This window comes from Bacillus sp. (in: firmicutes) (assembly GCA_012842745.1).
GTDB lineage: Bacteria > Bacillota > Bacilli > Bacillales > Bacillaceae_J > Schinkia.
In genome coordinates this window covers 442864-466998 of record DUSF01000035.1, presented here as the reverse complement: position 1 = coordinate 466998, position 24135 = coordinate 442864, and the positions used below count along the sequence as shown (strand labels likewise).

The 24135-nt window shown below is 35.9% G+C and carries 31 protein-coding genes; 5 read left to right on the top strand and 26 right to left on the bottom strand.

Annotation, left to right across the window (positions count from 1 at the left end):
* The 7 genes from GX497_07395 to GX497_07365 are packed head-to-tail and all read right to left on the bottom strand — an operon-like array spanning window position 1 to window position 4050.
* Window positions 1-390 carry a hypothetical protein gene (locus GX497_07395; protein ID HHY73034.1) on the bottom strand — a complete coding sequence of 130 codons (390 nt, stop codon included), beginning with the start codon at window positions 388-390 and terminating at the stop codon, window positions 1-3.
* A gap of 31 nt (window positions 391-421) precedes the next feature.
* Window positions 422-841, bottom strand: coding sequence for a ComGF family competence protein (locus GX497_07390; protein HHY73033.1), 420 nt, complete (start codon window positions 839-841; stop codon window positions 422-424).
* The gene (locus GX497_07385) at window positions 822-1154 is read right to left on the bottom strand and encodes a type II secretion system protein (GenBank protein HHY73032.1); all 333 of its coding nucleotides are present in this window, start codon (window positions 1152-1154) and stop codon (window positions 822-824) included. The genes GX497_07390 and GX497_07385 overlap by 20 nt, the downstream gene beginning before the upstream one ends.
* Window positions 1138-1590, bottom strand: a complete 453-nt coding sequence (locus GX497_07380; protein HHY73031.1) for a type II secretion system protein — start codon at window positions 1588-1590, stop codon at window positions 1138-1140. The genes GX497_07385 and GX497_07380 overlap by 17 nt, the downstream gene beginning before the upstream one ends.
* Window positions 1590-1922, bottom strand: a complete 333-nt coding sequence (locus tag GX497_07375) for a prepilin-type N-terminal cleavage/methylation domain-containing protein (protein HHY73030.1) — start codon at window positions 1920-1922, stop codon at window positions 1590-1592. Before GX497_07375 ends, GX497_07380 begins: the two co-directional genes overlap by 1 nt.
* Window positions 1923-1943: 21 nt before the next feature.
* A complete protein-coding gene (locus GX497_07370; GenBank protein ID HHY73029.1) occupies window positions 1944-2978 on the bottom strand; it encodes a type II secretion system F family protein in 1035 nt (344 codons plus the stop codon).
* A complete protein-coding gene (locus tag GX497_07365; protein ID HHY73028.1) occupies window positions 2968-4050 on the bottom strand; it encodes a type II/IV secretion system protein in 1083 nt (360 codons plus the stop codon). Before GX497_07365 ends, GX497_07370 begins: the two co-directional genes overlap by 11 nt.
* A gap of 234 nt (window positions 4051-4284) precedes the next feature.
* Here GX497_07365 and GX497_07360 point away from each other — a divergent pair, with 234 nt between their 5' ends.
* The gene (locus GX497_07360) at window positions 4285-4977 is read left to right on the top strand and encodes a helix-turn-helix domain-containing protein (GenBank protein ID HHY73027.1); all 693 of its coding nucleotides are present in this window, start codon (window positions 4285-4287) and stop codon (window positions 4975-4977) included.
* A 127-nt stretch (window positions 4978-5104) separates the two neighbouring features.
* On the top strand, window positions 5105-5344 hold the full coding sequence (locus GX497_07355) for a DUF2626 domain-containing protein (GenBank protein HHY73026.1): 240 nt from the start codon (window positions 5105-5107) through the stop codon (window positions 5342-5344).
* Window positions 5345-5376: 32 nt separating this feature from the next.
* On the opposite strand, the gene GX497_07350 is transcribed toward GX497_07355, so the two are convergent.
* Window positions 5377-6498, bottom strand: a complete 1122-nt coding sequence (locus GX497_07350; protein ID HHY73025.1) for an SAM-dependent methyltransferase — start codon at window positions 6496-6498, stop codon at window positions 5377-5379.
* 182 nt (window positions 6499-6680) lie between these two features.
* The gene (locus tag GX497_07345; protein HHY73024.1) at window positions 6681-7316 is read right to left on the bottom strand and encodes an MBL fold metallo-hydrolase; all 636 of its coding nucleotides are present in this window, start codon (window positions 7314-7316) and stop codon (window positions 6681-6683) included.
* A 214-nt stretch (window positions 7317-7530) separates the two neighbouring features.
* Between GX497_07345 and GX497_07340 the strand changes: the two genes are divergently transcribed.
* Window positions 7531-7716 (top strand): DUF2759 domain-containing protein, encoded by a 186-nt coding sequence (locus GX497_07340; GenBank protein ID HHY73023.1) that lies wholly within the window; start codon window positions 7531-7533, stop codon window positions 7714-7716.
* Between the two features lie 78 nt (window positions 7717-7794).
* On the opposite strand, the gene GX497_07335 is transcribed toward GX497_07340, so the two are convergent.
* From GX497_07335 to GX497_07285, 11 genes are all read right to left on the bottom strand, one after another.
* Window positions 7795-8805 carry a hypothetical protein gene (locus GX497_07335; protein ID HHY73022.1) on the bottom strand — a complete coding sequence of 337 codons (1011 nt, stop codon included), beginning with the start codon at window positions 8803-8805 and terminating at the stop codon, window positions 7795-7797.
* A 126-nt stretch (window positions 8806-8931) separates the two neighbouring features.
* The gene (locus GX497_07330; protein ID HHY73021.1) at window positions 8932-9891 is read right to left on the bottom strand and encodes an ROK family glucokinase; all 960 of its coding nucleotides are present in this window, start codon (window positions 9889-9891) and stop codon (window positions 8932-8934) included.
* A 15-nt stretch (window positions 9892-9906) separates the two neighbouring features.
* On the bottom strand, window positions 9907-10119 hold the full coding sequence (locus tag GX497_07325) for a YqgQ family protein (GenBank protein ID HHY73020.1): 213 nt from the start codon (window positions 10117-10119) through the stop codon (window positions 9907-9909).
* A 143-nt stretch (window positions 10120-10262) separates the two neighbouring features.
* Window positions 10263-11729, bottom strand: a complete 1467-nt coding sequence (locus GX497_07320) for a spore germination protein (protein ID HHY73019.1) — start codon at window positions 11727-11729, stop codon at window positions 10263-10265.
* Between the two features lie 79 nt (window positions 11730-11808).
* Window positions 11809-13053 carry a rhomboid family intramembrane serine protease gene (locus GX497_07315; protein ID HHY73018.1) on the bottom strand — a complete coding sequence of 415 codons (1245 nt, stop codon included), beginning with the start codon at window positions 13051-13053 and terminating at the stop codon, window positions 11809-11811.
* Between the two features lie 2 nt (window positions 13054-13055).
* Window positions 13056-13241 carry a hypothetical protein gene (locus GX497_07310; protein HHY73017.1) on the bottom strand — a complete coding sequence of 62 codons (186 nt, stop codon included), beginning with the start codon at window positions 13239-13241 and terminating at the stop codon, window positions 13056-13058.
* Window positions 13242-13297: 56 nt separating this feature from the next.
* Window positions 13298-14317: a thiazole biosynthesis adenylyltransferase ThiF gene (locus tag GX497_07305; protein ID HHY73016.1), complete on the bottom strand. Its 1020-nt coding sequence runs from the start codon at window positions 14315-14317 to the stop codon at window positions 13298-13300.
* A gap of 12 nt (window positions 14318-14329) precedes the next feature.
* The gene (locus GX497_07300; protein ID HHY73015.1) at window positions 14330-15118 is read right to left on the bottom strand and encodes a DUF92 domain-containing protein; all 789 of its coding nucleotides are present in this window, start codon (window positions 15116-15118) and stop codon (window positions 14330-14332) included.
* Entirely contained in the window at window positions 15106-15672 is a 567-nt protein-coding gene (locus GX497_07295) for a 5-formyltetrahydrofolate cyclo-ligase (protein ID HHY73014.1), read from the bottom strand. Before GX497_07295 ends, GX497_07300 begins: the two co-directional genes overlap by 13 nt.
* Before the next feature lie 98 nt (window positions 15673-15770).
* Window positions 15771-15920, bottom strand: a complete 150-nt coding sequence (gene rpmG / locus GX497_07290; protein HHY73013.1) for a 50S ribosomal protein L33 — start codon at window positions 15918-15920, stop codon at window positions 15771-15773.
* A gap of 136 nt (window positions 15921-16056) precedes the next feature.
* Window positions 16057-16725 carry a hypothetical protein gene (locus GX497_07285; GenBank protein HHY73012.1) on the bottom strand — a complete coding sequence of 223 codons (669 nt, stop codon included), beginning with the start codon at window positions 16723-16725 and terminating at the stop codon, window positions 16057-16059.
* Window positions 16726-16983: 258 nt separating this feature from the next.
* Between GX497_07285 and GX497_07280 the strand changes: the two genes are divergently transcribed.
* Both GX497_07280 and GX497_07275 read left to right on the top strand, forming a co-directional pair.
* Entirely contained in the window at window positions 16984-17232 is a 249-nt protein-coding gene (locus GX497_07280) for a hypothetical protein (protein HHY73011.1), read from the top strand.
* A gap of 25 nt (window positions 17233-17257) precedes the next feature.
* Window positions 17258-17839, top strand: coding sequence for an endolytic transglycosylase MltG (locus GX497_07275; GenBank protein ID HHY73010.1), 582 nt, complete (start codon window positions 17258-17260; stop codon window positions 17837-17839).
* A gap of 49 nt (window positions 17840-17888) precedes the next feature.
* Here GX497_07275 and phoU read toward each other — a convergent pair whose 3' ends face one another.
* The 6 genes from phoU to GX497_07245 form a co-directional block, all read right to left on the bottom strand.
* Window positions 17889-18548, bottom strand: coding sequence for a phosphate signaling complex protein PhoU (phoU, locus tag GX497_07270; protein ID HHY73009.1), 660 nt, complete (start codon window positions 18546-18548; stop codon window positions 17889-17891).
* A gap of 47 nt (window positions 18549-18595) precedes the next feature.
* Window positions 18596-19456, bottom strand: a complete 861-nt coding sequence (locus GX497_07265; protein HHY73008.1) for a phosphate ABC transporter ATP-binding protein — start codon at window positions 19454-19456, stop codon at window positions 18596-18598.
* Between the two features lie 15 nt (window positions 19457-19471).
* A complete protein-coding gene (pstA, locus tag GX497_07260; protein ID HHY73007.1) occupies window positions 19472-20356 on the bottom strand; it encodes a phosphate ABC transporter permease PstA in 885 nt (294 codons plus the stop codon).
* Window position 20357: 1 nt separating this feature from the next.
* On the bottom strand, window positions 20358-21269 hold the full coding sequence (gene pstC, locus GX497_07255) for a phosphate ABC transporter permease subunit PstC (protein ID HHY73006.1): 912 nt from the start codon (window positions 21267-21269) through the stop codon (window positions 20358-20360).
* A gap of 201 nt (window positions 21270-21470) precedes the next feature.
* The gene (locus tag GX497_07250; GenBank protein ID HHY73005.1) at window positions 21471-22478 is read right to left on the bottom strand and encodes a PstS family phosphate ABC transporter substrate-binding protein; all 1008 of its coding nucleotides are present in this window, start codon (window positions 22476-22478) and stop codon (window positions 21471-21473) included.
* Between the two features lie 199 nt (window positions 22479-22677).
* Window positions 22678-23982, bottom strand: coding sequence for an MFS transporter (locus GX497_07245; GenBank protein HHY73004.1), 1305 nt, complete (start codon window positions 23980-23982; stop codon window positions 22678-22680).
* Between the last annotated feature and the right edge of the window lie 153 nt (window positions 23983-24135).

Sequence of the window (24135 nt, the reverse complement as noted above, 5' to 3'; positions counted from 1 at the left end):
CTATTGTACCACCCATTTCTCTATTTCATTTGTTTCGAGATTAACATTTGCGATAAAAACTTGTTGTCTCTCTTTGTCTGTATAACATGTTCCTCTTATTCGCAGAAGATTTAGTCCCAATGGTTCAATTGTATAATCAATTCTCCCTGTAAGATAATAAAGCTTTCCACCTGTAGCCTCCGTGATAGGTTGTTCGATGGCAAGAGCAAAAAGGTCTTGAATCCCTATTTGTGAAAGACTTTGCAATTTTTCTATCTCCTCTTCCTCAATGTAGAAGCGTTGCTCCATTTTATAGATTTCTAGTTCTGAAATAATGACTAGCGGAAATAGAAACATAAGCATCATCGTAAGCGGCAGGATAAAGCCCTTTTGATTAAAGATAACATACATGAGGGCCACCTCTAAATATATTTTTTTATTTTTAAAGTTTCGGTGCCATTGAAAATCTTTTATTCACTCTTCTTCCAGCTAACTCAACGGAAACAATAACCCCATTTGAAACAAGTTCATAATCGACATCAGTAACATTTTGAAGATAAAATTCATTGCCAAGTCCATCTACTTGTCTACGAATATTCGTATTAAATTTTTGAAATTGAATGATAGTGCCATCATCCATGCTTAAATAAAGCGTGCTCCCTGACGTCGATAACTGTTTTGCTTTGGCAATTTCCGTCTGAATATACTCAAAAAACAAATCAATATTGTAGGAAGCAGTAGGTGTTTCCGTTTTTATAATTTTAATCGTAACAGGAAAAAAAGAGATGACTAATAAAAACACGGAAAAGGCAAATAGTGTATTCAGTAGTGTATACCCTTGATTATTTTTTAGCATAATCACATACTTCTCCCTTCCTACCCCAAGGAGTTTTCCATTCTATACATAGCTTTGTTAAATTCCCTTCCATTAGAATCGTTAGTTGATACGATCTTGAGGCAGCTGTGATGACCTTGTTATGTAAAGGATAACCATCATATAAAAATGACTCCTTTTCATTATGTAATACTAACAATGCCTCTCTTTTATAATTGATGACCGTTTTTTCCTCATACGTTTTCAGCAAGATTGGAATGATCATTGTAATTAAAATTAAAAAAATCGCGAAGGAGCCAAGAACCTCGATAACCGAAAAACCATCACCATTTTTCAACATATGTCTGGCCCTTTCCAAATAAAAAAACAAAAGTATATTTATCATCATAAAAATGAACGTACATTTTCCCTGCTTTTCTTATCGTTCCATTCGCCAAAAACGTAACATTTGCTGGTAGCGTAACTAATTCGATTTTAATGCCTTTGGAATAGCTTCTGTTTACAAGTCTTGATCCGTTAAATCCAGGGATGATCTCATAGCGATGACTTTCTGGATAAAAGATAATGTTAACATCCTTAAAATGACTGATAGCATATATTTGTGAATAGGAAATATCAAGTTGCAGCTGTTTAAAGAAATAATTTATTTGCAATTGCCTTACAAGAGGCTTAAAGGAAACCATCGTCAGCGTAATGACGAGAAAAAATATCGTTAAAACAATTAACACTTCTGCCAATGTATAGCCATTCTCTTTTTTTATATGCACTACATTCATCACGAGCCACCAGATGTCCCTGAGCTTGGTGCCGATACAACACCATTTGCAAATTGAACATCCCCACCGCTCGGGCATGTATACGTCTTAATATAACCTTCAGATTTTAAAGTCTCTAAGCTTGTCGGTCTTTCGTTTTTCTCAATTTCATAAGCCTGAACTTGCGCTTCTACTAGCTTAACAAGAGCTTCGCAGCCTTTATCCTTAACAACTGTATTATTTTTCGTCACATTTGGGATTGTGATAAGTAGCAAGACAGAGATAATCATCAAGACGATCATCATCTCGATTAGAGTGAATGCCGCCTCATTTTTGTAATATCTATTAAACATTTGAATTCCTCCCTAAATTTTTTATAGCGATTGCATCATGCCGTAGATTGGATACATAACGGCAACATATAAAAGAACGATAAAAATCCCTAAAAACGCCATTATCGTCGGTTGGAGTACCCGTAGCCAAAAAGTAAAGGTCTCATCGAATTCTTCGATAAGTAGACCGCTGTATTCTAGCAGCTCACTTGATAGAATCCCATTGGCTTGACCATGAATGATGACGGTTGCTAATTCTTTATCGTAGTAAATTGTATTTTTTAATATTGTTGCTAAATCATCTCCTTCTAGTAATAATGCACTAATGCGTATTCCTTCTTCTTGAAAAAACGGCATATGGCTTTGTTGCACAAACACAGTTAAAGCTTCCTTAATAGACAGGCCGTTTTTTAATAAATTTCCTAAATGGAATGAAAAAAAATAAGTATGATGCTTTTTTACGATGTACTTTAAAAATGGAATTTTACATAGAAAAATAGTTTGGCTAATCGCACTTTTTCTGCGAAAATGCAGAAAATAAAGAGCAAAGATGGCAGCGGCAAAAATGAAAACAATCAATCCAATGATAGGCATAGAAGATTTGATGTAGATGATTAATGAAATGATTTTTGATTGTGGGAGATTCATCGATTGATATAATTGAATAAACTGTGGAAGCAATACCTTTTGCATCGTTGCTACTACGATTAGAAGGAGGAACAATAAAAACAAGGGGTAGCGAATCACTTTTTCTGTGTTCTTCCGAAGAGTTTCTTTCATTTCGAGCATTTTTCCAGCGTTAATGAATCCTTTTGCAAGCTCGCCATATTTTTCAGCAAAATAAATATAGCTCAGGCCTTCTTTCGAAAACTGTAAAGTGTGAAATGAATCAAAAAGTGGTGCACCTTGTTTAAGATTTACTAAAATAAACTGTATGTCTTGCTTTTTTTCATCATCAACATAAAGCATTAAAAATTCCAGCGCTGTTGAGAGTGTGTAGCCCCGCTTTAATAAATGGCCTAATCTATAAAAAAACTTCGCTTGCTCTTTACCCTTCCACTTTTTCTTATTTTTCATAGCTTACTCCATAATCATCAGCGGAAAGAAACCCAAGTGCGATTCCTTTTGTAATTAAATTAGCAAGTGTTTGATAACTGTACGAAAATTTTTCGCCTTTTACCTCTTTAAAAACTTCTCTGAGATTATTGCCATGTAAAATTTCGTATATGCATAAGCGGTTCACCTTTCTCACCTTTATACAATGCGGGGAGCATTGACCTTGACAATAAAGGCATTTTAAATTTACAAGCCTTTGAGCTGTCACACAGAGCAGTGTTTGTTCAAGATCTTGAAGTGAAACACCTAAATCTACCAAACGATTAAGTGCACTTCTTGTGTCCTTCGTATGCAATGTCGTTAATACTAAATGGCCTGTTAAACTAGCGCGAACAGCAGCTTGCGCTGTTTCTTCGTCACGAATTTCCCCAACCATAATAATATCTGGGTCATGCCGTAAAATAGCCTTTATCCCTGCCGCATAAGTAATCCCTGCCTTTTCATTTACTTGAACCTGCAAGCAGCCTGTATCTATTCTTTTTTCAATAGGATCTTCTAAGGTGATGATGTTACATTCTAATTTTTGTTGAATGGCATGAAGGAGGGAATACAATGTAGTTGTTTTGCCCGAACCGGTTGGCCCTGTTAAAATAATTAATCCTGTGGATTGCATTGCTAATGAGAAAAGTGTACTTGTTGCTTGCGGAAAAAGCGAAAGCTGTGATAACGGAGAATCAATCTTTTGCGGTAAAATTCTAAGAACCATACTTTCTTGCTGAAGTGTCGGCAACGTAGATAGGCGGACACTTACATTTGTATCATCCAGCAACAATTGAATCGCTCCATTTTGCGGCCGGCGTTTTTCGCCAATATCCATACCAGCTAGAAATTTAAAGTGCGAAATTAACTTTTCAAAAATTGACATTGGTATTTTTTCTCTAGTTACAAGGCGGTGCTGAATGCGAAATTGAATTAATGCATCTCCTTGATGAGGAATGATATGAATATCTGAGGCATGAAAACGCAATGCTTCTTTCAGCAAAGACTCACCTCGTTCTTCAATAAATCCCAAAATGAACACACCTCTTTTCATAAATGTTGTTTAATTTATAATTCTCTACAAAACGGCAAAATCCTTCTTTTTTTTGCATTTTTTTTAGAAGATTTCATGTATAATCTTTGTATAATTTATTATTATTATTTGTATGGCCAAATTATGAATATTTTCAAACAAATGTTGTTTCTATGTTAGAAACAATTCCAATGTCCAATGAACTATACTATAATGACTATATTATTAATAGTAATTAGTAAAGGGGTGAAGAAGATGGAACAGACGTTGAAAATTACGAATGTACTTTCAGATCCAACACGTTTTTCAATTTATCAATATATTACAAAACATCATAACGAGGTTACAGTACAGGAAATCGCTGATTCCTTTAATATTCATCCAAACGTTGCAAGATTACACCTTTCAAAGCTTGAAGACGTTAATATGCTTGTCTCTGAAACTAAAAAAACAGGTAAAGGCGGTAGACCAAGCCGCTTATATCGTTTATCAGATGATGTTGTCCAATTGAATTTTCCATACAGAGATTATCAGCTATTATCTGAAATCGCGATTGGAACATTGCTATCACTTGGAGAGGTTGGTAAAAAGGCACTTCTAGAAACAGGTCAGCGTTATGGAAAAGAGATCATCGAAAAGGAACTGAAAAGGAGTGGGAGTCCATTAAGCTTTCAGGATAAACTTAATATCCTAAAAGATGCAGCTTCCTTGCTTGGATTCTATCCTGAATTTGAGTCTAATGTAGACCAAACAAAGGTTTACTTTAAAATTTTTAATTGTCCATTTAAAGAAGTAGCCGCCCAAGAAATAGGTAATATTTGCAAAATGCATTTCGCGTTTCTTGAAGGAATGTTTAACAGCTTGTTTACTAACGCCCATCTCGTTGAGGAAGACAATATGTTCAAGGGCTGTTCATCTTGCAATTATTTAGCTTTAATAAACGATTAAATATGATTCGTTTATACAAAATTTGAAATTTCGGTCATTTACACCGCACAATTTGTCCATTATAATAAGTAGAGTAATTATATTCTATGTTTAAAATGGTGATTTTCTTGTAAAGGAGGAGTACATAATGGGTAACATGTATCGAGTTATGGCGTTTTGGACTGGTATCTTCAGCATTATGTTCTACCTGGGACATATGCACACAACATCTCTTTTATTCTTAGGGATTACAGTCTTTTTCTTAGCCGTAGGATTTTTAAAATTATCTGAACGTATGTATGTATACATATTCGGAGCATTTTTAACAGTATTTTTTATCGGCTTCACATACTGGACATCATTTATGATGCCACTAGGTGGACAATAAGCGATGCAAATTGCATCGCTTTTTTTAATCTTCTAAAAATCATGCATCAATACATCTTGGTCCGTGATTTTATCAAGATTTTTCTGCTGAATGACTACGGTGAAGCTCCCGCTAATCCCATCATCAAGTAAAAGTGTACGAATGGCCCGATTTTGTTTACTAACTTCCGAAAATGGATTAGGATCATAATGTTCCTGAAGGTACTCTAAAATTCCACCCTTTAACAAAAATTGATATTGCTTAAGCATCGCCAGTAATTTTATACCTACTTTTTCACTCTTTTCAATGAGAGCATCCAAATGTATATGTGTCGTTAAGTCCATATCTCCTGGATGAAGAAGAGGATTAGTAATCATTTGATGTTTATAATATCCCCTTAGACTGCCCTCTCGATGAATCGGCTCCATCCATTCCTCCTTTGTATATCCATAATCAATCGTAAACATCAGGCCTTTTTCAAACCAATCACCTGTTTGTTCAAGCCAGCCATTCATAGCAAGGGGGATTTCTATTCTTTGACCGCTTTTTAGGGTGATATTATTTTCACGAAGCCAGTCCAATAGCGCGGCATTTTCACAAGGAACGAGAGTTTCTACTAAATTTTCATCATTCATTGCCACTCTTACTTCAAATATTTCATTTTCCTTTTTTTGTAAAACATCAACTGGAAAGGCATCAAAAAGCTCATTAGAAAGAACAATACCACTAAATTTTCCGATTTTATCTTTCATCTCAGCGATTGACTGAAATTGAAGCACATTATCAATATCATGAATAACGGATTGCTGTTCTTTGCGGTGGTAAGGACTCATCTCAACGATATAATAATACAATTCTTCAAAAGTACCAGGAGCGATTCTTTTCCATTCTTCCATGATAAAATTGGCTAGTCTTCCTGTACCCGCACCAATTTCACAAATATAAGGTGGTAAGATTCCCATTTCAACTAGCCGACTAAATATTCGTGCCAAAACTTTTCCAAATACACTATGAACATTGCTGTTCGTATAAAAATCGCCTTCTTTGCCAATCTTTTTGCGATCTTTCATATAATAGCCCTTTTCTTCATCATATAGAGCTAAACTTATATAATCAGAATATGAGATACTGCCTTTTTCAGCATTTTTAATCTTATGTTTAAGTTTAGTAAGCATAGTTTCCCATCTTTCTTATTTAACACTGTTGACATAGTGTTAAATATGTAATATAGTATAGATAATGTATCTAACTATTCCTAATCCCATTTATGCTCATACCATACCCCCAAAGGGGCTGTCTTTATTGTCCGCACTAATAGTATGTGCGTTCAATATGTGGCAGCCTCTTTAACATTTGTTTAAAATCCATGTAAAAAAGGATTTTCATTCATTTCATTAATAATGGTTGTGAGCGGACCGTGTCCAGGTGCAACGATGGTCTCTTCAGGCAATACTAATAGCTTGTCATGAATACTTTGAATTAACTGCTTATGAGAGCCACCAAGTAAATCTGTTCTACCGATGCTTCTTGCAAAAAGCGCATCCCCTGAAAATACAGTGGCCTGTTCCTTTAAATAATAAGAGACACTGCCAGGTGAATGGCCTGGTGTTTCAAATACCGCAAAACGGAATGAGCCTATTGCAAGTTCCCCTTCCTCCTCTATCAACTCATCCGCTTCTTTCACAATAATCTCCTCATGTAAACCAAAACGTTTCGAACCATTCAACGAGGAATTTGAAAGCCAATCCTGCTCATTTTTATGTATATAAACAGGACAATTCCATTTAGCACGTAGGTCATCTACGGCGCCAATATGGTCAAAATGAGCATGGGTTAATAATACCGCAAGCGGCATAAGCTCTTTTTGTTCTAAATTTTTAACGAATCTTTTCCCTTCACTTCCAGGATCAATAATAATGCATTCCTTTTTTTCATTTTCAATGATATATGCATTTGTTTGAAGTGGCCCTAATGGGAACGGCCGCCATTTTATTTCCATCAAGAAAACCTCCATTTTATATAAAGTTCGCTTACTTAGCTAATGTATATCATAATTTTGACACATACACCTCTTATTTGGCCTCGACAAAACTATGAAAAAAGATTAAAATAAACATCAGGTGCACTTTTAGTATACATACTAAGTTGTTTTTATTCAAAAAATGGGTATAATAATGACAGAATTTTATTTGTAAGGGGGTAGGACAATGGGTCTTGTTATTATCTTTGCTTTAGTAACAGTATTTAGTCTAGCTGGTACATTCCGTTCTTTAAAACAGAAGAGCATGCTTGCGGTTCTTTTTGCGGGCGGTTCTACACTAGTTTTCGGCTGGTTTACAATAGTGACATTCATCGCTATTCTTAATGGACACGGCGTCCCAGTTGCTCATTAATCGAAAAAAGAGCAAACGATATTTTTTAACTAAAAAACATCAACAATGGCTATTACAGCTGTTGTTGATGTTTTTTTATTAATTAGACACTAGCCTTGTTATTTTTCTACTCGATGCATTCAATACTTGTTCAAACTGAGGGCCTATTAAACACCACTGTCCATCAGGAGAAAGTTTGATTGGAAGATTGTCAGAAAACGTTTCTAACACCTTTTCTTTATTATTCGCTAATGACAATACAGTCAATTGATAGCCTTCATTATATTCCGAAATATCGCCGGCACGCTTGGGCTTCATGTAATAAAACAATTTATTTTCTTCATCATAATCAAAACTTGGAATCCACCATGCTTCAGAAAAAGTATTTAAGACTGGAATATGGAGTGCAGTTAACTTTTTCCTCGTTTTAGAATCATAAAATGTATATAGCGATTGGTATAAATCATTTTCATCGATTGAAACGGTCATCATGATATCTTTTAATGAAAAAAATATGATGCAATTAGTAAGCCATTTTTCCTCTGTATTTGTATTCATATTAAATAATAACAATGGTGCTTCAATACTTGGTTCATTTTGATTCCAGTTTAAATAACCAATTTCATCTTTACTAATCCATTGGACAAACGGATTCGTAACTGGTATTTTTTCTACTTTTTTAGTATCTACACGAATCTTTAAAAGTTGAAAATCTAAATTAGCTAAAAATTCGGCTACAACCATCTCGTTACTTTCATATGGATTCCACATAAATTGCAATTCATCTATCTTATCAGACCAAGAGAAAACTTCTCGCCCGATTTTATTAATAATTCTTATATGCGTTACACCGCTTTGCTCAAATGTTTGTATAGCAAACAAGGAGTAATTGGAATTTGCTTGAACTTTACTAATAAATTCTTCCGTTTGATAAAAAAGATCTTTTTTCCCAGTGATAATATTATGTAAATAAAGGGAGGTTGTTCCCTTTTCTCCAACAGTATAAATAACTGTATGATTATCATACCATTCATTGATTGTATAAAAATCTTGCTTAGCTGTAGTTGTGATTGGCACTAAGCCCTCATTTGCAAAAAATTGTTCAATCATTACGCTCTTTTCGATACCATTTCTTTTAATGAATGAAGCATCATGTACTACTCTAGTAGGTCCACTACAGCCATATAAGAAAAAACATAAGATGACAACAAATAATCTCCTCATTTTTTCTCCTGTCTATAATTTATTTTTTACAAGCCATGCACCACCAATAACACCAGCATCATTGCCAAGTGTAGCAGTCGCCAAATCCGCCCCCTCAAAAACCCGCTTAAGAGCAAACTGCTTAAAATATTTACATATGGCCTCTAGGAAAATAGGTCCAGCTTTTGAAACTCCCCCACCAATCACAATCTTCTTTGGATTAATTGTATTAGCGATATTGGCGATTGCCAGTCCCAAATAAAAGCTCGCTCTATTCACTATTTCTAAAGCAAAGGCATCGTTTTTCAATGCCGCTTCAAATATCATTTTCGCTGTAAGCTGTCCAAGCTCTTCATATCGTGCTTTTAACATACTATCAGAACGTTCATCTAAACCACTTTTTGCAAGCCTTACCATTCCCGTCGCTGATGAAATAGTCTCAAGACAACCGTATTTTCCACAATTACATAGTAGACCGTTTTCTGGAATAACGGTAATATGACCGATCTCACCTGCCATTCCGTTCGTGCCATGCACTATTTCACCATTTAGGATTACCCCCCCGCCAATACCGGTGCCAATAGTGACGCATAGTAAATCTTTAGAGCCTACTCCAGCCCCTTTCCACATTTCGCCAAGCGCAGCAACGTTCGCATCATTGTCAACAACAACTGGAAGGCTTAAAATTTTTTCGAGTTCCGCTTTAAGATTAATATTTCTCCACCCTAAATTTATTGCTTCAAAAACAAAACCAGTCCCCATATCCATAAAAGCCGGTGCGCCAATGCCAATTCCCTTTAATTTGCTACTATTTTGCTGGCATTCATGTAGCTTCGTTACAATTGAATTAGCCATGTCAGGGATGATATTTTCTCCAGCATTTGAGGTGTCCGTTGGCATCACCCATTTAAATAAAATTTCGCCGTTTTCTGAAATAAACGCGAACTTTATCGTTGTTCCCCCTAAATCAACGCCAACCAACCATTTTTCCATTGTGCTCATCCTCTTTTAGTGCAACATTTGTCTTTTTGCTTTTTCTCGCTCTATTTCTTGACGTAACAAAAGCAATGCCATTTGAAAATCTTTCACATCTATAAATTGCGATTTAAACAATTCCCGCACTTCATCCTCCATCAGTTCTAAGTCTGCTATTCGGTCGCCAACATAAATAAACACGCCATATCGCTTTAATAATTGTTGAATATCGTAAATAGTCCTCACAATTATCCGTCTCCTAATCCACAAAATCTTTATCCTGTCTTAAGTATATTAAAAATAGAAAGCTTTAGCCACCATCCAAAAATAAAAAAAGAGCTGTCTCAGAAATAGTGATGTACAGCTACATACACTTTTGAGACAGCTCCTTACCGATCAGGATCTTGCGGGTGTAATATTGTTGGCCTTCGTTTCTTTAATGGAATCGGCGATCTAAACAATACATTTCTAAAAGCTTTGTATGAAAATGGAATAAATGGCCAAAAGTATGGTGTTTGAAACGACTTCATTCTTACCATCAAAATAATCCAAGCTGTAATGGCAATGATATAGCCAATCAAGCCAAACGAGCCGGCCAATAATAAAAAAACAATTCGTACTAAGCGGTTCGCCAAACTCATTTCATAGCTAGGTGTGGCAAATGTTCCAATCGCTACCACTGAGATGTATAGTACTGCTTCATTAGTAAACAGCCCAACTTCAACAGCAACTTGGCCAATCATTAACGCTGCCACCAATCCCAATGCTGTTGCAAGTGAAGTTGGTGTATGTACAGCTGCCATCCTTAATATATCAATACCCAATTCTGCAAGAATTAATTGGATTAGTAATGGAACTTCACCAGAATCATTTGGACCAATAAATTTCAACCCGCTTGGTAAATATTCAGGGTGAATCGAAAACAAATACCATAATGGTAGCAAAAACAACGAGGCCCAGATCGCAACAAAACGAATAAACCGCAAGTACGCACCAACAATCGGCTTTTGGCGGTATTCTTCAGCATGCTGAAGATGGTGCCAAAAAGTTGTTGGTGCAATCATCACACTTGGGGAACCGTCAATAATAATAATAACATGTCCTTCAAAAAGATGAGCAGCTGCTGTATCTGGTCGCTCCGTATAGCGGACAATTGGATATGGATTGAAATGACGACCACCAATAAATTCCTCAATCGTTTTTTCTGCCATCGGCAACCCGTCCGTATCGATTTTTTCTAACGAATCTTTAATTTCTTTTACTAGATCAGGGTCGGCAATATCTTCTATATAACTAATGACAACATCCGTTTTCGAGCGTCTGCCAATTTGCATCGGTTCCATTCTTAATGAACGGTCACGTACTCTTCTTCTCGTTAACGCTGTATTAAAGACAATCGTTTCGACATAACCGTCCCTCGAACCGCGGACAACCCGCTCTGTATCCGGTTCTTCCGGTCCCCTGACAGGATATGTTCTTGCATCTATTAAAATCACTTCATCAATGCCATCAATAACAAGTGCTGTAGGGCCAGCTAATACAGTATCAATAACAACATCTAAATCTTTTTTTTTATCGACTTCAACATATGGAATATATGTTTTTAACATCTTTTCTAAAGGAACTGGTTCAAGAGCTTCCGGCGTTAATTTTGCAAAGAATTTTTGCAACAAATGGAGCAAATCATCTTTCGCAAGACCATCAATTAGAAACATCGCCATCTTACGCCCTGCATATTCGAGATCCAAGTAAATAATATCAAAGCTCTTGCCAACCCCTAATTGCTCCTTTAAATAACGAACATTATCGTCAATTTGGGATTGGGCAGGATGCTTTATTTCTGTATTTTTTGACAATGGATGTCCTCCTCACATTGGCAATCTCCTAAATTCCATCATTAACCAATAGGAGAGGAAACATACATAATATTCCTTTCTATTTATAAAAAAAGCCGTAATATAATATTGATGCCGTTATGAAAAATAAAATTACAAGAGCGGTCAGCTGTCTAGCAACAAGCCATTTATGTTTTGGTAAATGAACGCATGCAGATGCAAAAAATCCGCCAATAAGCCCGCCAATATGGGCACTATTGTCAATCATTGGAACGAGTAAACCAAAAGCAAGATTGATAGCTAAAACTCCGAATATATTCGCTCCCATTGTACGGTAAAATAATGAAGGATGAACGACCCCAAAATACAAGAGAGCCCCAAAACAGCCAAAAATCGCACCTGAGGCACCTGCAGATACTGAAGTTGTAAATGCAAAGCTGGCAATGGCACCAGCAATGCCTGCTGCAAAATAAATGAGAAAAAAACGCCCCGTTCCATAAATTCTTTCAACCGACATTCCTAAATAATATAAGGCCAACATGTTCATCGCTAAGTGCAAAAAGCCAATATGTAAAAACATCGGTGTAATGAAGCGCCACCAGTCTCCTTGTAAAATAAGCGGATTATATTTCGCACCAAATGCAATTAAAGTTGCTATATCCGTACTTGAGCCCACCGATTCTACTAATAAAAACATGATAATATTTACAGCAACTAAAATATATGTTAACAAAGGTTTATTACTAGCGAATAAGAGACTTTTTTCCTCCTCCTGCCTCGCTTTTTCAGTTTGACGAATGGCATGGATAAATAAAGGAATGTCCTCCACATTACTTGACCAACTATGCAAATTAGGTACAGACAAGTTGAGATGGTCAAATAGCTTCCTAAGCTCTACTTCACGATTTCCTAATTCAATTAAAAATGTATCAACATGTTTATGCCCGTCTAGTTGATGTTCCCAATCATCAACAGGCGGATAAGTTGAAATATATATATTATATGCTTTCATTTTTTTGCGATAAGATTGTTTTTTATATTGACTAATAATCTGTGATGTTTGTTCCAAGTCTCGTACTAGCCAATTTCCCCAATCAATATCATAGCGAAGCAGCCTAATTATTTTCTTATCGCGACGTTCCAGCAATTCGAGCCATACTTCACCATGTTCATTAAGTTTTAATACCCGATATCCATGGTGGTTAACTAATTCGTATGCTAAACGCCAAAATATATAATCTTGACTAATCGTACCAATCAATCCCTCACCTTCTTTCCTTAGATTCAAGCTTTCTCTCTTTTCATTATAATAAAAAAAGGTGTGGTTTATAAACCAGCACCTCATTTTTATTGAAATCGAAACATTTGACCGACCATTTGCTCACGTACAAATGGAATTTGCATAAAAGATTTTACAACTAACCTTCGTAGCAAAGACTGTCCTAAAATGATATTGATTAACCGATAACGATAACGATAAATAAAGAAAGAAGCAACTCCTATTAAGATAATTCGCAAAAAGGAATTTTGCATACCTGATCCCTCCTCTTCCTTATCATCTCAAAAAAAGCAATTTTTATCCTTCTTTTTCAAAGTCCAATATATCTTGAATATAGTGTCTTCGCTCTCACTTCATCCTCCGTTCCTTGGACTAGCGTCCGCCCATCAGGGAATAAGACGAGTCTCTCTCCCTCTGGCAGTTCAACTTTTAAAAGGAATGGCGTTTTTTGAATTGTTCCAATATGTTTTAGGCGGTTCGCCCAATCCTCTAGATTAAAATTCCTTCCCGCTTGTATTTGCACCGTCTCTCTGCCACATAACACAGTGATGAAATCTTTCTCAGCTAAATTTAAGGCTGGATATTCGTTTTTTTGACATGTCGGGCAATCTTTGCGCGGCTCAGAAAACTTCATTTCATAACGGTAATTATTCCAAACATCAAGCGTAAGCAAGCTGTTGCGGCGATTTTTCTTATCACCGACAAGATATTTTAGAATCTCCACGACCTCTAAGGAAGCAACAATATCTACAATTGGTGAGATAACGCCAATCGTATCACATGTTTGTCCCCCTTGATCACTAGAAGAAATAAAACATCTTAAACACGGTGTTTCGTTTGGTACAAAGATAGCAGACATTCCTCTTGAACTTACTACACCTCCATAAACAAACGGAATCCCTTGCTTGAAACAAGCATCATTCAACAAAAACCTTGTTTGAAAATTATCGGTGCCGTCAACGACAAGGTCAACACCAGCTAACAACTCATCAATATTTCTTGGAGATACATCCGCGACAATGGCTTCTAAGCTAATTTCAGAATTAATTTTAGAGAGCTTATTTTTAGCAGCAATCGCTTTTGGCAATGCCTCAAGAACATCATCTTCATCAAACAGCATTTGCCGTTGCAGATTGCTTTTTTCCACATAATCACGATCAACAAAACGCACTAAGCCAATTCCAGCTCTAACTAAATGATTCGCTAAAGCTGTGCCAAGCGCCCCCATGCCGACAATAAGCACAGAGCTGTTAGCAAGTTTTTGTTGACCAGCTTCCCCAATTGGTGGAAACAGCATTTGTCTAGAGTATCTTGTATAATCATCCATCATTTTTCAACTCCATTACAGCAATAAAAGAATAAACAGTGAGCCAAATGCAATCGACAGGAAATTTACCATATCATTATTAAAAATACGTAAACCGCTATGAAAAGCCGTCTTTTCTTGACAATGCCTCGTTTTCTCAGTGATTAGGCCGCAGTTCGGGCAAACATATGTAACTTGAACAGTAGCTCCTAAGATTGTATCAATTATATTGCCAATAAATCCAACGAAACCAATAATCATGGCTACTTGTAGTGAGACTTCATGCATAAGAAAATGGCTCATCATTCCAATCAACATTGAACCTAATAGGGCTGCTATTGTTCCTAATAAGGACATGGCGCCGGACGTTCCGGCATCTACTTTTTGCCATGTTAACACATGAATAGGTTTCCTGCTGCTTAAAGAGCCAATTTCAGATGCCCATGTATCAGAATTGGCAACAGCAAGTGAGCAAATAAACATATACAACAGAATTTCTTCATGGAAACATAAGTAAAGCAAGCTTAAAATTGCAGGCATGCCTCCATTAGCAAACACTTGAACAGCATCCCGTGCCCCGCTTTTATTTATTTTATCTTCAAAACTAAATTTTTTTTCTACTTTAAACTTACTCCAAAAACTTGCAGTGACGAAAAAAGTTCCCATGAGAATGAACCCTTGAACACCAAATGCTAATAAAATCGCAAATCCCACTACTACAGCAGCAATCGCCCCAGATTTCGTTAATGTTTTCAGCTTATAGCCAAAAATCGCAGCCATCATTACAACCAAAAATAATAAAAAATTTGTCATTATGAACGACATAATACAACCTGTTCATTTGTAATAATCGAATCTACAGGCATATCATGAGGTTCGATTGGTAGTTCTTCAACTAGTTGGACTTCAAAAGCAAGGGCAGCTGTTCTACCATTATAATTGCTTAAAAAACGGTCATAATATCCACCGCCAAAGCCTACCCGATATCCCGTTTTGTTATAGACTAAACCTGGAACAATTAGGAGATCAATTTCATTCAGTGAAATAGCCTTTGTTTCAGCTTCTTTTGGTTCCTCTAGACCATAATAGACAACTTCCAATTGCTCAAAAGATTGTAGCACACGGAAAGTCATTCCTCTAGTTTCAGGCTCACATTTAGGCACAACGATTCGTTTTCCTAACCCCCAACCCTTTTCAATAATGGCCCTTGTATCCACTTCACGGCTTCGGGAAATCGTTATACCAATTGTATCAGCTTCTACCCAATCATGTAAGTTATAGAGATGAACCGCAATCTCACTTGACCACCGCCCCATTACATCCGAAGGCACCTCTTTAAGCTTTTGTTGCATCAATCGTCTCATTTCAACTTTATTCATCCTCTTTTCAATCCCCCTATCATCCTTATACTGATATCCAACAATATTTATACTTTATCACTATAAAAAAAAACAGTAGGAATAACATCCCTACTGTTTTATTTTGTTTCGCGGTGTAATGTGTGAGTTTTGCATGATGGACAATATTTTTTAAGCTCAATACGCTCAGTATTATTACGCTTATTTTTTGTTGTAATATAGTTGCGATGTCCGCTTTCTGTGCAAGCTAATGTAACGTTAACACGCATGTCTATCCCTCCAGACCTTCACTCGTAAGTTCGTATATTATTTTCATCTTTCGCCATAATAAAAATTAGTACAAATGACGATAACTCAGACTCAAATATAGTACCAAATATTTTAAAAATATTCAACCCTTATTTGCTAGAGGACCATCTTTTTAAAGACTTCCTCCATTTCAATGTTGTCACATATAAGCCACTCAGGATTTCTTTTCACAAGCTCATTTAGCTTCTCGACCTCATTTAAGTTCTCACCAAAAACGGTCCAATAATAGCCATGTTTAATCTCAAATGGCAACAGCGTTGTTTCCAAGGAAAATGCACTCTTTACATTGCCTTCAGCAATTGGATTAAAAAAAAGGCTTCCATTTTCAATATTAATAAGCTGGTTATTTTGAATATCATTTTTTTGCCATGTTGTATATTGGGAAATTCCCTTTTCATCTAATAACCCGTTAAACAATAAGTAATAGTCTTCATATTCATGATAAAGCGAACGATTACTTAGACTGAAAAAAGCCGTACCATCCTCACGCTCGAAATCCTGCTCAAAAAATAATGTTAATTCCTGATTTTCTTTCGATTCATTGAATAGTGTTATTTTCTTTAAATAAATATTTTGCTTTGACTGAACAAAGTCTGCGATTTCTATCTGTATCGGATGTGTTTTGCTTTTTGCCAAGGCATATAAAGGGTGATTCCATTGATCTATTTCCTCATAGAATTTCCAATTAAAATCTTGATCCCATTCTAATCCTTTTCTTTTACTCCATATTCCAAAATTTCCATTCATCATTTCATTTTTTATCATTCTATTAACACCCTTATATATATTTATTTTTATTTAAGCAAATCTTCGAATTTGCTTTTCTAGTACATTTCCAATCTAGTTTTCCATTTACTTACTATGATAACATTGTTTTGACATTTACTACAATTATAATGATTTTATCGAAAACAAGAGTTTGACAACAGTTTCAATTTTTTTACCGTTTACTTAACAAATTATAACAAATAAAGCTATAATAGATAAAGAAGTAACGCTATTACGGACTGGAGTGGACTGTTAATGATAACTTTAGATATGACCATTATTGGACTTTTCTCTATCTCAATTATTTTATTCATACTCTCTTTTTTGAAAAAAGATAAGTATAAAGAGCTTGAAAGCCAAGTTGAAAATTTAACGATGACCGTGATGCAGGAAAACTATCAATTAAAGAAAAAAATGAAGGTATTAGAAGAAGAGTTACTAGGCAATGAAAGCTATACCATCCCATTAAATGAAAAACTTTCCCGGGAAAATATTGGTGAATAAATAATAGAAGAGGATGAATCATTAAATGGCAAATAATTCTTTAAGAAGCTTTGCTTCTGGTATAATGATTGCTACTATAATTTTTACTGCGGTCTATTATTTTCTGCCTTCGAACAAAGGGAAAGTAGAAATAGTGGAGGAGCATGTCATAACCGATGAAGAAGTGGAGCAATACTTAGATCAAAAAGGTTACATGTCAATTTCTAAACAAACATACGAAGAATTGACGAATAAACAAGAAGCAGCAAATATAGTTGAGAAAAATGCTGAAACAACTGAGCAATCCCCGAATAATCCAACACCTAACGAAGCAATAGAGCAAAAACAAGATGTAACAAGCGGAATAGATGAAGACAACAAATCTATAGATAATAACCCAGTAAAAGTGACACCAAGAACGTATACACTGCAAATAACACCGGGAATGTCTGGAGTGCAAATTGGAAAACAATTAGAAGCAGCGAAAATCGTAAAAAGCGGCAAAACATTTTCGGAATTTTTAGCCTCAAAAGATTGGCAAAGTAAAATTCAAGTCGGTACATATTATTTAAGCAGCGACATGACCTATGAACAAATCGGAAAAAAAATTACGACTAAAAGAAAATGAAAGTAATAATTGAAAGGAGCTGCCTCAAATGTGGTCAGCCCCTTTATTCCTAATTGTTCAAATTATAACGGATTCCTTTTACTAAATAAAAAACGCCTTCTGAAATATTTGTCCCATAGTCTGCTATTCGCTCTATATATCTTGCAATAAATGACAATTGCGTTATCCTCATAAAATCCTCTTGTTTTTCAACAGATAACTGCAAAAAGGCCTGAATGGTCTTCCCGTATAACGAATCTACCTCATCATCCATATCTGCAATTTTTTTCGCTAAAACAACATCTTCTTCAAAATATGCTTTTAACGAGAGAGATAACATTTTCCTTGCAATTTCAATCATTTTAAGTAAGGGTTCAATCGGTAAATCGTAATCCGCTTCGCCAATTCTAATCACTGACTTCGCAATATTAACTGCATAATCAGCCACCCTTTCTAAATCAGAAGAAATTTTGAGGGCAACAATAATCCGTCTTAAATCAACAGCAACAGGTGCTTCCCTAGCTATTAGCATAATTGCAAGATCATTGATATCTTCTTCGAGATGGTCAATATAGGAATCCTCATCAATCACATTGATTGCACTTTCGATATCTTTGTCACGCAAGGCATTGACAGCTTTCACCACTGCATGTTCAGCTGAGTTCCCAAGCTCCACTATTTTTTCATGTAATTGTTTTAATTTTAAATCAAAATTTTCTCTTAATGCCATCCTGCTTCCTCTCCTCGTCCATAGCCTTATACTGCTTACAATGCCGATTATCCAAAGCGGCCGGTGATGTAATCTTCTGTTCGTTTATCTTGCGGTTTTGAAAAAATTTGATCTGTCGGCGCAAATTCAATCACTTCTCCGCTTAGAAAAAAAGCAGTGCGGTCAGAAATACGAGCAGCCTGTTGCATGTTATGAGTAACAATCACAATGCTATAATTTTCTTTTAATTCTTGACATAATTCCTCAACCTTTAAAGTAGAAATTGGATCAAGTGCAGAGGTTGGTTCATCCATTAAAATAACATCTGGCTCAATCGCGAGACATCTTGCAATACAAATGCGCTGCTGCTGTCCTCCAGATAAGCCGTAGGCATTTTCATGTAGACGATCTTTTACTTCATCCCAAATAGCTGCGCCGCGCAAGCTTTTTTCCACGATTTCATCCAAAACCTTTTTATCACGAATGCCATGGATACGCGGACCGTATGCAATATTGTCATAAATTGATTTTGGAAATGGGTTTGGCTTTTGAAAAACCATTCCAACACGAGTCCGCAGCTCTTCAACCGGATACGATTTATCAAAGATGTTTTGACCGCGATATAAAATTTCACCAGAGGTTTTAACAATCGGAATCATTTCAACCATGCGATTTAACGTTTTAAGATAGGTTGATTTTCCACATCCAGACGGCCCAATAATAGCTGTCACTTCATTTTCATAAATTGGCATATTGATTAGTTTTAGGGCGAGATCCATACCATACCAAAGATTTAAATCTTTTGTTTCGAATACCATATTCATCTGTTCACTCGTATTTTCAACCTTATTTTCCTTTACCACCTCTAATTTTGAAGAGCGAGCTTGAGCTGGCTGTGTTAAACTATTATGCTTATCAACAACTGTAATCACCGAACTTCCCCCTTAATATCTTTTTTGAAATTTATTTCGAATGATAATCGCAATTGAATTCATCACAAACAAGATAAGAAGCAATACGACGATCGTGGCTGCAGCAAGATTTGCATATTCCGCCGTTAAAACCGAATCAACGGTCCAATAATAAATTTGCATTGGCAAAGCGGTAAAATTATCCATAATATTATTAGGAACAGGCATAATCAAGGCAGGAATCCCTAAGACAACCAATGGTGCTGTTTCTCCTATTGCCCTTGAAAGCGCGAGGATGACCCCTGTTAAAATACCTGGCAATGCTGCTGGCAAGACAATATTTTTTGTCGTTTGCCACTTTGTCGCACCCATACCAAAAGATGCTTCTCTTAAAAATTGAGGAACAGCCCGAATCGCCTCTTGACTCGCTACAACAACGATAGGGAGCACTAAGAGCGACATCGTCAGTCCTCCGGCTAGAATACTTGATCCTAAATTAAACATTCTATTAAAAACTGTTAAACCTAAAAGTCCAAAAATCACGGAAGGGACACCTGCTAAATTTGAGATATTCGTTTGAATAAAAGCCTGTAATTTGCCCCGTTTTGCATATTCTTCTAAATAAATGGCCGTTCCAACACCTAAAAGCATCGTAATCGGGGCAACAACTGCCATCAACCATAGCGTTCCGACAATTACACCTTTTATTCCAGCCCGTTCAGCATTCATCGAAAGCTTACTAGTTAAAAACTGCCAATCTAACCAGCCGATGCTATCAACAATCACACGATATAGTAAGATTGCTAGAACAACGAGCGCAAATAATGTAGCGAACAAAAATAGATTTTTCATCCATATATTTTTAAAAATTCGAATACCAATTCTCTTATGAACGACGTTATAATCAATATATTTCATCTTAATATTCCTCCCTAAACTTACGGGAAATGTACTGGGCTACTAAATTCATAAGCAGTGTAAACACAAACAAAGTAATGCCGACAGCATATAAGCTATGATAGCCGACTGTTCCACTGCCAGCATCGCCACTTGTAAATTCAACAATGTAGGCTGTCATCGTTTGCATTGGCTGAGTGATATCAAATGTGAATTCTTTATTAGAGCCGCTTGCGATTGTAACAATCATCGTTTCACCAATGGCTCTTGAAATTGCTAATACAAATGAAGCAATAATCCCTGATATGGCGGCAGGAATGACAACCTTCATCGTCACTTCAAATTTGGTCGCCCCAAGTGCTAAGGCCCCTTCTCTCATTGAATTTGGAACTGCGCTCATCGCATCTTCCGAAAGAGAGGCAACTAATGGGATAATCATAATTCCCATTACAATCCCAGGACTTAATGCATTTACAGGCTCTAATGAGGGAATAAGTTGTCTGAGCAGTGGGGTTACAAATGTAAAGGCAAAGAAACCATAAACAATCGTTGGAATACCAGCTAGTATTTCAATTAACGGTTTAAGCTGTTTTCTTACCTTATCAGAAGCATATTCACTTAAAAAAATAGCGGAGGTCAGACCAATTGGTATGGCAACTAGCATCGCAATCAAGGAAGTGATGATTGTTCCATTGATTAATGGAAGAATACCAAAGGAAGGATCGTTAGCTAGCGGCTGTAATTTTGTACTAGTAAAAAACTCTAGTATTGATACTTCTTTAAAAAATAGAATTGCTTCAAAAATTAATGTAAATACAATCCCAATTGTCGTTAAAACAGAAATTGTAGCAATTAAAAATAGAATCGCTGGCATTACTTTTTCAATAAGCTTATTTTTTCTTCTGCTTTTACTTTTTTCGATAAGCTCTCTCATACTAACAGCTTTTTGCACGAAAACTGCCCCTCTCTACGATAATACCAATGAAATACAAAATTATTCCATCAGCCGATTATTGTTCTCTAAAGTGATTGGACAATCATTACTATAATGTATTAAATTCGTACATTGTCCAATCAAACTCAGTAACCGTAATAGGCTGATGGAATTCTCATATATTTCTACCTAAATTTTTATTTATTTGATAGCATTTAATTGTTCAAGATAACCGTTTAACGTTGCTTCAGTCATTGGAGCAAATCCAGTTTCACCAGCAAAAACGCCTGCCTTTTCAACTACGAATTTCGCATAATCTAAAACCTGTGGTTTTTCTTTTGCATAATCCACATTTAAATAAGTAAAGACTGGGCGAGTAAATGGAGCATAGGCAAGGTCTTCCCCAATTGTATCAACGCTTGGTGCAACAGGACCATTTCCGAAATCAACATTTACAGCTTGTAACTTATCAGTATTGTTTGCATAATAACCATATCCGAAAAAGGCGATTGCATTTTTGTCTTTAGAAACTAAATCTACTAATGTTGAATATTCTTGTTGAAGGTTTATAGTTGCAACTAATGGTTCTTTAGCTAAAATATTTTCAAAGAAGAATTCATATGTTCCATGGTTTTCATTCGGTCCGAAGAACTTCACTTCTTCTTTAGGCCAGTCTGGACGGATATCAGACCATAATACTTTATCATCAGCCTTGAATTTTCCAGAAATAAACATGTTGATAATTTCATCTTTAGTCATTTCTTTAGCCCATGTATTGTCTTTGTTAATGACCATTGTTAATCCATCATAAGCAAGTTTGAATTCTAATACGTTTTCGCCCATCTTCATACCTTTTTCTTCAAGCTGTGCTACTTCCTCGCTTTTGATAGGTCTTGATGCATCTGAAAAATCTAGTTCACCTGGAATGAACTTTTTGAAGCCTGCTGATGAACCAGCACGTCCTACTTGAACACTTACATTTTCCTCTTTAGTTGTCATATATTCTTCAGCGATTCTAGCCATTAATGGATAAACTGTACCTGAACCATCAACAATAACATCGCCTTTTAAATTTGAAGTTTCTGTTGTTTCTCCTGATGATGTTTCCCCTTCAGTCGCTCCTTCTTTGTTCGTTTGTCCGCCACCGCTACATGCAGCTGCGAAAACTAACAATGTTGACATCGCTAGCATTAAAAGAAGATTTTTCATGTTTTTCATTCCTAATTCCTCCTGCGTTTTATGTTGTGACTTTTCTCTTATACAACATTTACTTTAAACGGTTAGTGTTAATCTTGTATAAATAGAATGTAAAGGTTTTGTAAATGAATATTAAATTATGTTAAGGTTTTTTCGAAAATTAAAGGAGCTATCCAAAAAGACAGTTACATGACTTTTTGAACACTTCTCATTAAACAGTGGACCCACCTTCCCCATCGGCCAATCTCCTATGTGGCACCCTTGGATATGCCTTTTCCTCTCCTTCGCTTCGTTCTTTATTTTCTGCAACATCAATCCCTTTAACAAAAAAGTAAATGATTAAGTGTCCTGCTCCGATTATTGTCAATAAAAGCGGAACGCCACGTTCCTCATTGAAAAAGGTAACAAACATAAGAAACAGCAAAATCGACACAATTCTACCTAAATTCAAGTATAATTCCCGAACAACAATATACTCAATCCGCATTTCCGCAGCCCTCCATGCCTTTCCAATCACATCATAAACAAGTGACATATAAGGCACTAATAACGTTGGATAAGCAATCGCAATGACAACTGCATACATAATCAAACGTGGAAAGGAAAGATCAAAGATAAGCAGAAATACACTACCATATAACATTAACCCTCCAAGGAGAATCGCTTTCATTCGATGTGTAGGTTTAATAAATTTAGTAGCAAGAAAATAAAAGACAAAAGCAACAGCAGAATTCACAAGTCCAAATGTTCCAAGGGCAAGCTCACTATTTGTCGTAATATAGACCCAAACTGAGATAACAAACATAACTGCACCTTCACGCAACCCTTGAAAAAAACTTGCATGCAATATTTTTTGCCAGTTTCGATTATTTTTTCGTTCATGTAAAATGCGCTTGAAAGAATATGTACCATGTGCCGGTCGTCTCTTAATGAACATACTTAATAGAACAGCGCCGACAAATAATCCCAATGAAATACTAAAAATAATCGTATAGCCCGTAAATGCTTCAAGGCTGGAGATTACCCAACCAGCGACAATTGGACCAATCATCCCTGTTAACGACGTTAAAACTCCAAAAAAGCCATTAAAAAAATCTCGTGTCTCAGGCTCCGTAATTTCAAATGTTAAAACATTAAATGCCAGCCAATAAAAACCATAACCAACACCTAATAGGCCTCCAAGCAGAAGTAAAAAGCTGGAAGCGTTTTTACCACTTGCGAGTACTGTTACATAAAATATTGATAAAAAGCTAACACCTAGCCGTAGGACAATAATACGGTCAATCTTTTTTGCCCATTTTCCAGCCAAAATAAACGTAATTGGCTGCATTACAACAACCGCTAAGTTATATAAAGCAAGATCAGTAAATTCACCAGATTGCTTCCATAAAAAAACATTTACAAATGTATTTGATAAGGCAATGCTTAACGCATATAGCCCACCAATTAATAATAGGAAAATGATTTCTTTATTTACCTCTTTATGCCCTGTCATTTTTTCCAAAAATTGATTCATTGCTGACTCCCCTTTACATTATTGTTCCTTAGAATAGATGGGGATATGCGAAAAAATGTAATTGTTTTAACAAAAAAATGATTCTACATTTACATTCACTTAATATTGAGGTGTTAATATAAATATTACTTCTGTCAGAATTGTGTAATTACG

Coding starts and splice junctions, on each gene's coding strand:
- GX497_07395 (HHY73034.1), bottom strand. CDS start 390: ATGTATGTTATCTTTAATCAAAAGGGCTTTATCCTGCCGCTTACGATG.
- GX497_07385 (HHY73032.1), bottom strand. CDS start 1,154: ATGTTGAAAAATGGTGATGGTTTTTCGGTTATCGAGGTTCTTGGCTCC.
- GX497_07380 (HHY73031.1), bottom strand. CDS start 1,590: ATGAATGTAGTGCATATAAAAAAAGAGAATGGCTATACATTGGCAGAA.
- GX497_07375 (HHY73030.1), bottom strand. CDS start 1,922: ATGTTTAATAGATATTACAAAAATGAGGCGGCATTCACTCTAATCGAG.
- GX497_07370 (HHY73029.1), bottom strand. CDS start 2,978: ATGAAAAATAAGAAAAAGTGGAAGGGTAAAGAGCAAGCGAAGTTTTTT.
- GX497_07365 (HHY73028.1), bottom strand. CDS start 4,050: ATGAAAAGAGGTGTGTTCATTTTGGGATTTATTGAAGAACGAGGTGAG.
- GX497_07360 (HHY73027.1), top strand. CDS start 4,285: ATGGAACAGACGTTGAAAATTACGAATGTACTTTCAGATCCAACACGT.
- GX497_07355 (HHY73026.1), top strand. CDS start 5,105: ATGGGTAACATGTATCGAGTTATGGCGTTTTGGACTGGTATCTTCAGC.
- GX497_07350 (HHY73025.1), bottom strand. CDS start 6,498: ATGCTTACTAAACTTAAACATAAGATTAAAAATGCTGAAAAAGGCAGT.
- GX497_07340 (HHY73023.1), top strand. CDS start 7,531: ATGGGTCTTGTTATTATCTTTGCTTTAGTAACAGTATTTAGTCTAGCT.
- GX497_07335 (HHY73022.1), bottom strand. CDS start 8,805: ATGATTGAACAATTTTTTGCAAATGAGGGCTTAGTGCCAATCACAACT.
- GX497_07330 (HHY73021.1), bottom strand. CDS start 9,891: ATGGAAAAATGGTTGGTTGGCGTTGATTTAGGGGGAACAACGATAAAG.
- GX497_07315 (HHY73018.1), bottom strand. CDS start 13,053: ATGAGGTGCTGGTTTATAAACCACACCTTTTTTTATTATAATGAAAAG.
- GX497_07310 (HHY73017.1), bottom strand. CDS start 13,241: ATGCAAAATTCCTTTTTGCGAATTATCTTAATAGGAGTTGCTTCTTTC.
- GX497_07305 (HHY73016.1), bottom strand. CDS start 14,317: ATGATGGATGATTATACAAGATACTCTAGACAAATGCTGTTTCCACCA.
- GX497_07300 (HHY73015.1), bottom strand. CDS start 15,118: ATGTCGTTCATAATGACAAATTTTTTATTATTTTTGGTTGTAATGATG.
- GX497_07295 (HHY73014.1), bottom strand. CDS start 15,672: ATGAATAAAGTTGAAATGAGACGATTGATGCAACAAAAGCTTAAAGAG.
- rpmG (HHY73013.1), bottom strand. CDS start 15,920: ATGCGTGTTAACGTTACATTAGCTTGCACAGAAAGCGGACATCGCAAC.
- GX497_07285 (HHY73012.1), bottom strand. CDS start 16,725: ATGATAAAAAATGAAATGATGAATGGAAATTTTGGAATATGGAGTAAA.
- GX497_07280 (HHY73011.1), top strand. CDS start 16,984: ATGATAACTTTAGATATGACCATTATTGGACTTTTCTCTATCTCAATT.
- GX497_07275 (HHY73010.1), top strand. CDS start 17,258: ATGGCAAATAATTCTTTAAGAAGCTTTGCTTCTGGTATAATGATTGCT.
- phoU (HHY73009.1), bottom strand. CDS start 18,548: ATGGCATTAAGAGAAAATTTTGATTTAAAATTAAAACAATTACATGAA.
- pstA (HHY73007.1), bottom strand. CDS start 20,356: ATGAAATATATTGATTATAACGTCGTTCATAAGAGAATTGGTATTCGA.
- pstC (HHY73006.1), bottom strand. CDS start 21,269: ATGAGAGAGCTTATCGAAAAAAGTAAAAGCAGAAGAAAAAATAAGCTT.
- GX497_07250 (HHY73005.1), bottom strand. CDS start 22,478: ATGAAAAATCTTCTTTTAATGCTAGCGATGTCAACATTGTTAGTTTTC.
- GX497_07245 (HHY73004.1), bottom strand. CDS start 23,982: ATGAATCAATTTTTGGAAAAAATGACAGGGCATAAAGAGGTAAATAAA.